The 11813-nt window shown below is 74.3% G+C and carries 2 protein-coding genes; both read right to left on the bottom strand.

From position 1 onward, the window contains the following. Positions 1 to 67: 67 nt before the first annotated feature. Complete coding sequence (locus O7625_RS18190; RefSeq protein WP_282340113.1) at positions 68 to 5191, bottom strand: non-ribosomal peptide synthetase; 5124 nt, start codon at positions 5189 to 5191, stop codon at positions 68 to 70. Then, positions 5188 to 11667, bottom strand: a complete 6480-nt coding sequence (locus O7625_RS18185) for a non-ribosomal peptide synthetase (protein WP_282340111.1) — start codon at positions 11665 to 11667, stop codon at positions 5188 to 5190. Before O7625_RS18185 ends, O7625_RS18190 begins: the two co-directional genes overlap by 4 nt. Positions 11668 to 11813 lie beyond the last annotated feature (146 nt).

Genomic DNA, 11813 nt, shown 5'->3' with positions numbered 1-11813 from the left:
GGCGACCCGGTGGGGTCGCCGGTGCCGCGCCGGACGCCCCGTCCACCGGTGCCGGGGACCGGGCGGCTCACCGCGCCGGGCCCAACGCGGTGCAGAGCGCGACCGGCTCGGCGGACCAGCGCAGCTGCTCCGCCGACAGGTCCGTCTCGACCACGTCGAAGCTGCCGAGGCAGAGGTCCTCCCAGAACTCGGTCTCCGCGTCCCGGGCCGGCAGCACCACCGTGATGTCCCCGGCGTAGATGGACGGCTCGTGGCGGGCGAGGGCGTCGCGTACCCCGGCGGTCGGCCCGTCCCCGGTGCCGGCCGTGGGGCGGTGAGCGGCGACCAGGCGCAGCCCCTCGACGAGCACCCCGCGTTCGGTCAGGTTCCGGGCCACCTCGACGGCGAGGACCGCCATCGGTCCGTGGGCGAGCAGCTCCACCTGGGGCAGGTCGGCGTCGACGACCGCCTGGGCGTACGCGGCGGCGGCGTTGTCCACCGAGGGCAGCAGGTCCAGCCCCGCGCCGGTGAACACCCAGGCCGGCGCGGCAGGGCGCAGCGCCGCGGCGAGCGGGGCGACCCCGTCGGCCGATCCCGTCTCGTCGGGCAGGAAGATCCGGGGCACGCCGGTGCCCTCGGCGTGCACGGCGACGAGCAGGTCGGCCCGGCGTTGCGGGCCGGTCTCCGTCGCCTGCTCCCCCGCCTCGGCGGCGGCGGTCAGCCACTGCGCGAGCCGGGCGACGGTGGCCAGCTCCAACAGGTTGCGCAGCACCTCGTCGAAGAACAGCTTGCGGGCCAGCGGAATCTCCTCGATGATCCGCCCGGCCAGCTGGGCGGCCACCAGCGAGTCCCCGCCCAGCTCGAACAGGTTGCCGTCGCGCCCGACCGGCGTGCTGAGGGCCTCGCTCCACATCGCGACCAGGTCGCGTTCGAGGTCGGTTTCGGGTGCCACCCCGGCCAGCCCGGTCTGCGCCCGGCTCTGCCGGCGGCCCAGCCGCCCGGCGAGGGACCGGCGGTCGATCTTGCCGTTGTCGGTGACCGGCAGCTCGTCGAGGATCTCCACGGTGCCCGGCACCATGTACTCGGGCAGCACGGCGCGCAGGTGGTCGGTGAGCGTCCGGGGGTGCGTGGGCGCGTGGTCGGCCTTGAACCGGGCGGCGAGCACGCACATGCCCATCCGCCCGACGAAGGTGTCCTCGGCGGGCAGGCAGACGGTGGCGTCCGCGCCGGCCCGGTCGAGGATGTCGCGCCACCGGTCGCGGGTGAGGAAGACCGCCCCGGTCCCGGCGCGGTCGTCGGTGAAGTCGCCGGTGGCGTCGTCCAGGCGGACCAGCAGCTCCAGCGACGTCATGATCTGGTAGTGGTCGCGGGTCATCTCCAGGGCCACCAGCCAGCCGCCGGGGGCGAGCAGCCCGCGCAGCCGCTCCAGGACCCGGTCGACGTCGGCGGTGGTGTGCAGCACGTCCCCCGCGACCACCAGGTCGAAGGAGTTGGGCGCGAGACCCTGCTCGGCGGGGTCGCCGTCCAGGTCGTACAGGCCGAACCGGACGCCCGGCACCTCGGCGAAGCGGGCCTGTGACTTGCCCACGAAGTAGGGCGACAGGTCGGTGCACAGGTAGTCGACGTCCTGTCCGGCGAGCGCGTCGAGGACCGCCGCCGTGGTGCCGCCGCCGCCCGCGCCGACCTCCAGCACGCGCAGCGGGCCGGGACGCCGGGACCGGGTGCCGAGCTCCGCCACGACGGCGCCGGCAGCCCGGTTGGCCCAGCGGTTGAAGACCGCCTCCTCGTAGAGCTGCTCGGAGACGTCGAGGCGGCCCTCGGGGAAGAGCAGCTGGAGCGGATCCTCGTCGCCGCGCAGCAGCGCCGGCAGGTGCCGGATGCTGGCCCGGAAGTAGTCCAGCAGGCGCTCCTCGCCCGGCAGCGCCACCGCGTCCACCGCGGCCCAGGCGGTGTCCAGCGCGTCCGGCGCGACGGTGCCGGTGAGCCGGTAGTGGTCGCCCTCGACGGTCAGCAGACCCTCGGTGACCAGTGCGGCGAGCCAACGGTGCAGCAGCCGGTGGTGCCGGGGCGCGGCCCCGGTGGCGGCGACGACCTCGGCGGCGGTCCGCCGGTCCCCGGGAGTGGTGAACATGCCGGCGCGGCGGAAGGTGTCCAGCATGGCGGGGAGGGCCACCTGGTCGAGCCGGTGGGCGTACTCCAGGTAGCGGTCCGGGTCGACCCCGTCGAGCGCGGCGTCGCCGGCCCGGACCGCGACAGCGGTCAGCCCGGCCACCTCCGGGGCCGGGGGTGTCGCGGTGGCGGGCTGCGCGAAGGCGACGAGCGTACGCTCCAACGGCTGGTCGCCCGCGACCAGTACCGCCGCCGCGGCGACGTCGGGATGACCCTGCAGGGCGGTCTCGATCTCGGCCAGCTCGATGCGGTGGCCACGGATCTTGACCTGGTGGTCCTCCCGGCCGAGGAACTCGATGTCCCCGTCGGGCAGGTAGCGGCCCAGGTCCCCGGTGCGGTAGAGGCGCTCACCGGTGGCCGGGTGCACGATGAACCGCTCCGCCGTGCGCTCGGGGTCGTGCAGATAGCCGCGGGCCAGGCCGGCGCCGCCGATGTACAGCTCGCCGGTGACCCAGTCGGGGCAGGGCCGCAGCAGCGGGTCGAGGACGTGGAAGGTCTGGTTGGCCAGCGGCCGGCCGTACGGGATGCTGGCCCAGCCCTCGCCGACCGTGCCGATCGGGTAGTGGATCGACCAGATGGACGCCTCGGTCGCCCCGCCGAGGCTGACCACCGTCAGGCCGGGCACCTGGGCGCGGATCTGGTCGGGCAGGGCCACCGGGATCCAGTCGCCGGAGAGCATCGCCAGCCGCAGGGTGGGCAGCGCGACCCCGGCCACCCCGAGGTATCCGGAGAGCATCTGGAGTTGGGCCGGGACGGAGTTCCACACCGTCACGCCGTGGGTGGCCACCAGGTCGGCCCAGTGCGACGGGTCGGCCCGCCGTTCGGCGTCGGGGACGACCAGCGCGCCGCCGACGGACAGCGGGCCGAAGATGTCGTAGACCGACAGGTCGAAGCCGAGGTGGGAGAGGCCGAGCACCCGGTCCTGCGGCCCGACGGTGAACCGGGCGTTGATGTCGAGGACGGTGTTCAGCGCCGCCTCGTGGGTGATCATGACACCCTTGGGCGTTCCGCTGGAGCCCGAGGTGTGGATGACGTACGCCAGGTCGGCGGGCTGCGCTCCGCCCGGTTCGGCCGGCGGGTCGGCGGGCGGCACCTCGTCCACCGCCAGCAGGGTCACCCCGGACGGCCACTGGCCGGCGGTCAGGGCGCGGGAGGTCAACACGTGCCGTACGCCGGCACCGGTGAGGATCGTGTCGCGTCGGGCGGCGGGCTGCACGGTGTCCACCGGCACGTACACGGCACCGGCGAGCAGTGCGCCGAGCACGGCCACTACCTGCTCCGGGCCGCGTTCCAGGGTCACCCCGACGAGGTCGCCGGGTGCGCAGCCCGAGGCGACGAGCCGGTCCGCGACGCCGGTGGCGTGGGCGGCCAGGTCGCGGTAGCTCAGGGTGGTGGTGCCGTGGACCACCGCCGGGGCGTCCGGGGTGAGCCGGGCCTGGGCGAGGACCGCGTCGTGCAGCCGGGCCCGGACCAGCGGTGCGGCGGTGGCGTTGACCTCCTCGCGACGTCGGCGCTGCCGCGCCGGCAGCAGGCTCGACGGGGGCCGCTGCCACGCCTGGTCGTCGGTGGCGAGCTGCCCCAGCAGCTGCTCGAAGGCGGCGAACATGTCGTCGACCACGCCGTCGGGCAGTACGCCCTCGCGGACGTCCCAGTTGGTCGACAGCCCGCCGTCACGCTCGGAGTTCTGGCAGTCGATGACGACCTGCGGGGTCTGGCTGATCCCGTAACCGAGCCGTCCCTGGGACACCGACTCCGTGGCGCCGGCCTCGCCGAGGCCGATCGCGCTGGTGAAGACGACGGGGAACAGCGCCGCCTCGGCACCCCGCCGCCGGGTCACCTCCCGCATCACCTCGATGCCGGAGAACGCCCGGTGGTCCATGTCCTGCCACAGCTGGGCCTGCACGGTGCGGGCGTACCGGTCGAAGGTGTCCGCCCCGCGCTGGTCGACGGCGAGCAGCTCCACGCCGGTGAAGTCGCCGACGACGGCGGACACCTGCGGGTGCAGCGGCAGGCGGTTCAGCAGCGTGACGTTGAGGGTGAACGTGGGGCGACGGCTCCACGCGCCGATGACGTGCGCGTACGCGGCGAGCACCGCCCCGGACGGGCTGACGTCGTGCTGGCCCGCGTGCTTGCGCAACCCCTCCCACAGCTCGGGGGGCAGGGTGGTGGCCAGCCGGCGGAACCGGCCCTCGGTCTGCCGGGCGCGGGTGGTGACCGGCAGTTCCGGGCCCGGCGGCAGGTCGTCCACCCGGCGCAGCCAGTAGTCGCGGTCGGTCTCCCGGCGGCCGGCCGACCAGCTCCGCTCGGCCAGCAGGTAGTCCCGGAAGCCGATCTCCAGCTCGGGCAGCGGCCCGGTGTCGTGGTAGAGCCGGTGCAGCTCGTCGAGGATGATCTGGATGCTGACGAAGTCGGCGATCAGGAAGTCCACCGACACGTGCAGCACGGCCTCGTCGTCACCGCGGGTCAGCCGCGCCTCGAACAGCGGCCACACGTCGGGCCGGAACACCCGGTGGTCCATCGCCGAGCGCACCTCGACCACCCCGCGGTCGAACGCGTCACGGCCGCGTCCGCGCAGGTCGTCCACGGCGACCTGGTACTGGTCGACCTGCGGCAGCACCCGCTGCGAGCCGTCGATGTCGACCACCGCCCGGAGCATGTCGTGCCGGGCGATCAGGGTCCGCCAGGCGCGGGTCATCCGCTCCGGGTCCAGATCCGGGTAGTGCAGCTCGCCGTAGCCGTGGCAGGCGACGCCGCCGTAGGCGAAGGTGGAGCCGCGGCCCAGCAGGTACGCCGACTGCACCTCGGTGATCGGGAACGGCTCGTGCCGGTGCTCGGAGTCCGGTACGACGCGCGGCATCCCGCCGTCGGCCAGGTGGGCGAGGATCTCGTCGCGGCGGGCGCGCAGCAGGGTGCGCCGCTCGTCGGTCATGAAACCGGCGGGGGCCCGGAACTTCAGCGCGCCGTCCTCGGCCCACAGCCGCAGGCCGGCCCGTTCGAGGTCGGTGACCAGCCGCTGGACAGGGATGCGGGGGTCGTTGCTCATATGACACCTTCCTCGACGTCTTCGTCGGCTGACGTGCGGAGCTGCTCGTCGACAGCAGCCGCCAGGTCGGCCAGCACGGGTACGGCGAACAGTTGCCGCAGGGTCATGGCGACGCCGAACCGCTGCCGCAGCGTCTCCAGCAGGCGGGTGGCCAGCAGGCTGTCCCCACCCAGGGCGAAGAAGCTGTGTCGGCGGTCGACGACCGGCTGGTCGAGCAGCTGCGACCAGAGCGCTCCGAGGGTCTCCTCGGTCGGTCCCTTGGGTGGCTCGGCGGCGTCGTCGAGCGGGTCGGCGCGCAGCAGCGTGCCGAGTTGTTGCCGGTCGACCTTGCCGTTGCCGGTCAGCGGCAGCCGGTCCACCGTCACGACGTACTCGGGCACCATGTACGCGGGCAGCCGCTCGGCCAGCCAGCCCGCCAGCTCGGGCTCCGTGCCCCCGGTGGCGGGGACGACGGCGAGGCCGAGGTGCTGGCTCGGCGGCTGCCCGACGACCATCGCCACCGCCCGTGCGACGAGCGGGTGAGCCTCGGCTGCGGCCTCGATCTCGCCCAGCTCGATGCGGTGCCCGCGCACCTTGACCTGGAAGTCGACCCGGCCGAGGAACTCCAGTGTCCCGTCCGGCCAGTAGCGGCCCAGGTCTCCGGTGCGGTACCAGCGGCGGTCGTCGTCGTCGACGGAGAACTGCCGGGCGGTCAGCTCCGGGGCGTTGCGGTAGCCCGAGGCCACCCCGGTGCCGCCGATGCGCAGCTCCCCGGGCACCCAGTCCGGGCAGTCCCGGCCACGCGGGTCGGTCACCCGGTAGCGCTGGTTGCGCAGCGGGCGGCCGTACGGGATGGAACGCCAGTGTTCCGGCACCGTCTCGACCTCGTGGGCGTTGGACCAGATCGCGCCCTCGGTGGCGCCGCCGAGGGCGACGAACCGGGCGTGCGGGGCGAACCGGGCCAGCCGGTCGGGAAGGTCCAGGCCGATCCAGTCGCCGGAGAGCAGGGCCAGGCGCAGGCTGGCCGGCGGGTGCTCACCGGCGGCCACGAGCAGCATGTCCAGCAGCGCCGGCACCGAGTTCCAGACGGTGACGTTCCACCGGCTGGCCAGCTCGGCCCAGCGGCGGGCTTCCCGGCGCTCCTCCTCGGCCGGCACGACCAGCGCCCCGCCCGCGCCCAGCAGGCCGAACAGGTCGTAGACGGACAGGTCGAAGTCCAGTGCGGAGACGGCCAGCACCCGGTCGTCCGGCCCGACACCGTACCGGGAGTTGATGTCGGTCACCGTGTTGACGGCGGCCCGGTGGGTGATTTCCACGCCCTTCGGCTCGCCGGTGGAGCCGGAGGTGAAGATCGTGTAGGCGAGGGCCTGCGGGTCGACCGTCACCGGCCCGCGCAGTGCGGGTCCGGCCACGTCGGGGGCCACCGTCGGCAGGTGGTGCACACCGGGCCGGCCCACCACGGCGGTCACCTGCGCCTTGGCGTAGATCCGGTCGCGGCGGGCGGCGGGCTGGTCGACGCTGACCGGCACGTACGACGCCCCGGCGGCGAGCACGCCGAGCACCGCGGCGACCTGGTCCGGTCCGCGGGGCACGGTGACGGCGACGGCGTCGCCCGGTTCCACCCCGGCGCGCAGCAGCGCCCCGGCGATCCGCAGCGCCCGGGTGGCCAGCTCGCCGTAGCTGACCGACGTCTCGCCGTGGGCGACCGCGAGCCGGTCGGGATCGCGGGTGGCGTTGGCGAAGAACGGCCCGTGCAGGGTGTGGTCGGGGGCCGGCGCGTCGGTGGCGTTGACGGCGGCGCGGACCGCGCGCTGCTCCGGCGGCAGCATGTCCGGCAGCGGCCGGTCCCACTCGCCGTCGGCGAGCCAGCACAGCAGCCGGTGGTAGGCGTCGAACATGGCGTCGAGCAGCCCGTCGGGGAAGAGTTCGTCGACGCTGTCCCAGTTGAAGGTGAGGCCGCCGTCACGCTCCATCACCTGGTTGTCCAGCCACACCTGCGGGGTCTGCGAGACGCCCCAGGTCAGCTCGCCGAACGGGAACCGCATGTTGACCAGGTCGGCGGCGACCCCGAGGGCGCTGGTGAACACGATCGGCATGCTCACCGTGCCGCCGTCGCGGCGGCGGGCCAGCTCCCGCAGCACCCACAGGGCGGAGACGTCGTTGTGCTCCAGCCCGGCCCAGAGGTCCTGCTGGAACAGGTGGGCGGTCTCCCGCCACGACCGCCCGGCCGCGCCCCGGTAGCCGACCAGCACCAGCGAGGTGAAGTCGCCGAGGATCGCGCCGATGTCCGGGTGCACGTCGTGGCGCTGGAACATGGTCAGGTTGAGGGTCAGCGCGTCCTGGCCGCTGTAGGCGCTGAGCACCTCGGCGTACGCGGTGGCGAGCACGGCCGCCGGGGTGAGCCGGTGGTCACGGGCGCGGCGGGTGATCGCCGCCCACTGCCGGGGGGTGAGGCTGCGTTCCCGGCGGACGAACCGTGGGGCGACCAGGGTCTCCGGGTCGACGGCCAGCGGCAGCGCGGGGGGCGGGGCGATGTCGTCGAGCCGTCCACGCCAGTACGCCTGAGCCTGCCCGACCACCTCCGGTGGCGGCGTCGCGCCGAGCACGTAGTCGCGGAACGACACGCCCAGCGGACGCAGTGCGGCGTCGGGGTCGCGGTAGAGGGTGGACAGCTCGGCGAAGAAGACGACGATGCTCAGCGCGTCCAGCACGATGTAGTCGAAGCTGAACGCGACGCGGGTGCCGCCGGGGTGCCGGACGGCCTGGATGTCGATCAGCGGCCACCGGGACGGGTCCGGGATCCGGTGGGACAGCTCCTCGCGCAGTGTCGCCAGGTGTTCGTGCCCGTCGTGGACGGTGATGGTGAACGGCGGCACCTCGGGCAGGATCCGCTGGTCGCCGTTGTCGTCGAAGACGGCGCGGAGCATCTCGTGCCGGGCGATGAGGGTGTTGACGGCACGACCCAGCCGGTCGAGGTCGACGTCCCCGCCGTCGAACTCCCAGTACCAGTGGGAGCCGACCCCGCCGAGCGCGAAGTCGTCGGTGCGCCCCATCCAGTACGCGCGCTGCACGTCGGTGGGCGGGAACGGGTCGTGCCGGTGGGCCGGGTCCGCGGTCAGCTCACGCCGTTCGGTGCGGCTGGCCGCCGTGCCCTCGGCGCGCAGCGGCAGGGCGAAGCCGGCCAGGTCGCGGGCGTGGAACAGGTGACGCAGTTCGGCGCCGACGATGCCGGCCTCCCGCAGCCGGCTCAGCAGTCGGGTGGCGACCAGGCTGTCGCCGCCGAGGGCGAAGAAGTTGTCCTCCCGGGACACCTCGGGCACGGCGAGCAGCTCCGACCAGAGGGCGGCCACCGTCGTCTCGACCTCGCCGCGCGGCGGGGTGCCCGCGACGGTGGGCCGGGCGGCGAGCAGCTCGGGGAGCCGGCCGCGGTCGATCTTGCCGTTGGCGGAGAGCGGGAACGCGTCGAGGACCACCACGACGGCCGGCACCATGTACGGCGGCAGCTGGTCGGCGGCCCGCTGGCGGATCGCCTGGGGGTCCGCGTCGGCGCGGACGACGGTGACCGCGGCGGCGAGGCTGGTGCCGTCGACCACGTGGGCGGCGGCGCGGGCGACATCGGGATCACGCTCCAGCGCGGCCTCGATCTCGCCGAGCTCGATCCGGTGTCCCCGGATCTTCACCTGGAAGTCGGTACGCCCGAGGAAGTCCACGGTGCCGTCGGGCCAGTACCGGGCCAGGTCGCCGGTGCGGTACCAGCGCTGCCCCGCGTGCTCGACGAAGCGGTCGGCGGTGCGCTGCGGGTCACCGGCGTAGCCGGCGGCGACCGACCGGCCGCCGATCCACAGTTCGCCGGGCACCCAGTCGGGCCGGTCCCGGCCGTGTTCGTCGACGACCCGCATGAGCTGGTTGCGCAGCGGCACGCCGTACGGCACCGACCGCCAGTGCGGCGGCGGGTCCGCCGGGGCGAGTTGCACGGTGGAGTGGATCGCCGTCTCGGTGGTGCCGCCGAGGCCGTAGAGCCGGCTGTCCGGGGCCAGTCGGGCGAGCCGGCCGGCCAGGTCGAGGCCGACCCGGTCACCGCCGAGTACGGCGAGGCGCAGCGGCAGCGGCTCGTCGTCCGTCGCTTCGGCCTGGGTCAGCAGCAGGTCGAGCAGGGCCGGTACGGACTGCCAGACGGTCACCCGGTGCCGGTGGACCAGGCGGAGCCAGGCGGTCGGGTCGCGGCGGGTGTCCTCGTCCACGGTGACCACGGCACCGCCCCTGCCGAGCAGGGCGAACATGTCGAACACCGAGAGGTCGAAGTCGAGTGCCGAGACCGCGAGGACCCGGTCGTCCGGGCCGATGCCGAACCGTCGTACCAGGTCGTCGAGGGTGTTGCGGGCGGCCCGGTGCGGCACCCGCACGCCCTTCGGGGTGCCGGTGGAGCCGGAGGTGAACAGCAGGTAGGCGTCCTGCCCGGGGTCGACCGTCGGCGCGTCGGCGCGCGGCGGCACCCCGACGGCGGGGACGGTCAGCACCGTCGAGGGGTCGTCCGACCCGGACCCGGCCGGCGCGGTGGTGACCGTGAAACGGGCCCGGGCGGTGGCCCGGATCAGCTCACGCCGGGCGGCGGGCTGGTCGACGCCGATCGGTACGTAGACCCCGCCGGCCCGCAGCACGCCGAGCACGGCCACGATCTGGTCGGGGCCCTTGGGCAGGGTGACGGCGACGGCGTCACCGGGGGTCAGGCCACGGGTGGTCAGCTCGTCGGCGAGCGCCTGGGCGCGGCCCGCCAGGTCGCCGTAGGTGAGCACGCTCGCCGGGTCGGTGCCGGACAGGACCGCCGGCCGGTCGGGCTCGCGGGCCGCGAGGGCGAACACGTCACGGTGCAGGGGCGCGTCGTCGGTGGGGCCGGCGGTGTCGTTGGCCGCCGCCCGCACCGCCGCCGTGTGCGCGGGCAGCGCGACCGGGGCCCGCCCGGACCAGTCGGTGGCCGGGTCCAGCAGCCAGTCGACGATGCCCAGGTACGCGGCGAACATGTCGTCGACGAACCCGTCGGGGAACAGCTCGTCCACGACGTCCCAGTTGAGGTAGAGGCCGTCCTCCCGCTCGGTGATCTGGTAGTCGAGCCAGACCTGCGGGGTCTGGGACATGGTCCAGCCGGGCGTGCCGAAGCAGTCGCGGACCTCGGCGTCGAACAGCTCGCCGAGGCTCAACGCGCTGGTGAAGACGACGGGTGCGCCGACGGGCTGGCCGCTGCGGGCACGGGACAGGTCGCGCAGCACGTCGACCCCGCTGTACGCGGAGTGCGCGGCGTCGCTGCGCAGCCGGTCCTGTTGCCGGCGGACGAGGTCGACGAAGCCGGCCGGGCCGGTCGTGTCGATCTCCAGCAGGATCAGGTTGGTGAAGTCGCCGACGATCTCGCCGACCTCGGGGTGGACGGGGCGGCGGTCGTACATCGGCAGGTTCAGCACGAACCGGCCGGTGCTGCTCCAGGCGGCGAGCACCTCCGCGAAGGCGGTGAGGAACACCATCGACAGGGTGACCCCCGCCGACGCCGAACGCCGTTCCAGGTCGGCCTGCTGCGCCGGGGTGAGCCAGTGGTAGCGGCGGACCACCTGGTGGCTGGTGACGCTGGCCGGGTCGACGGCGGTCGGCAGTTGGGGCGGGCCGGGCAGGGTGTCCAGCCGCTCGCGCCAGTACCCGCGGGCGCGGTCGCGCGCCTCGTCCGGGCGGGCGGCGACGGTGGCCAGGTAGGCGGGGTAGCTGAGGCCGACCGGAGGCGTCCGGCGGTCGGGGTCGCGGTAGAAGGCCGCCAGGTCGGACAGGATCAGGCGGAAGCTGTGCGCGTCGGCGACCAGCATCTCGACGTGCACGTGTACCCGGGTCGCGCCGCCGGGCAGCAGGGACAGCTGGATGTCGAAGGTCTCCGCCTGCTCGACCCGCAGCCGCCGGTGGGACAGCCGGTGCCGCAGCCGCGCCAGCTCCTCCTCGCACCGCGCCGGCGGCAGGTCCCGCAGGTCGTGCACGGTCAGGCCGGGCCACGGGCTCTCCGGCCGGATGCGCTGGGTGCCGTCGGCGTGGAACTCCGCCCGGAGCATCCCGTGTCGCCGCAGCACGGCGCGGACGGCGGCGTCGAGCCGGTCGGGCTCGACGCCGGTGCCGTCGAACTCGTTGTAGAAGTGGGCGCCGACACCGCCCAGCGGCTGCCCGTCGGCCCGGCCCACCCAGTACGCGTGCTGCATGGTGGCCAGGCCGAACGGCGCGGATTCGTCGACCACCACCGGCGGCAGGGGAGCCGGTCGGGCCTCGGTGTGCCGCTCCTCGATCAGGCCCCACCACTGCGCGAGGGTGCGCCATTCGATGAGGGTGCTGAAGGTGACCGGTGCGCCCTGACGGTGCCAGCGGCTGGCCAGCCGCATGAGCGCGATCGAGTCCAGGCCGAGCATCAGCAGATCGTCGTCGTCACCCACCGACGACGGCGGGCAGCCGAGAGCCTCCGCGACGTCTGCCCGCATGCCGTCGAGGGTCAGGGTCGTTTCGGTGTCGGCGGCAGCGTCCAATGTCGCGTCTCCTCGGTAAGGCTCTACCACGTCTCCGGTATGACGTCTCCGGTCGGCTGGCGCTAAGCTATCAGCGACTTTCGACTCGGGTCTAGAGATAG

This window comes from Micromonospora sp. WMMD714, from assembly GCF_029581315.1.
GTDB classification, from domain to species: Bacteria; Actinomycetota; Actinomycetes; order Mycobacteriales; family Micromonosporaceae; genus Micromonospora; species Micromonospora rifamycinica.
This window is presented reverse-complemented; position numbering and strand designations above follow the sequence as displayed.

Excerpts from the sequence above, each read along its gene's own strand:
- O7625_RS18190 (WP_282340113.1), bottom strand. The coding sequence starts at position 5,191 with ATGAGCAACGACCCCCGCATCCCTGTCCAGCGGCTGGTCACCGACCTC.
- O7625_RS18185 (WP_282340111.1), bottom strand. The coding sequence starts at position 11,667 with ATGCGGGCAGACGTCGCGGAGGCTCTCGGCTGCCCGCCGTCGTCGGTG.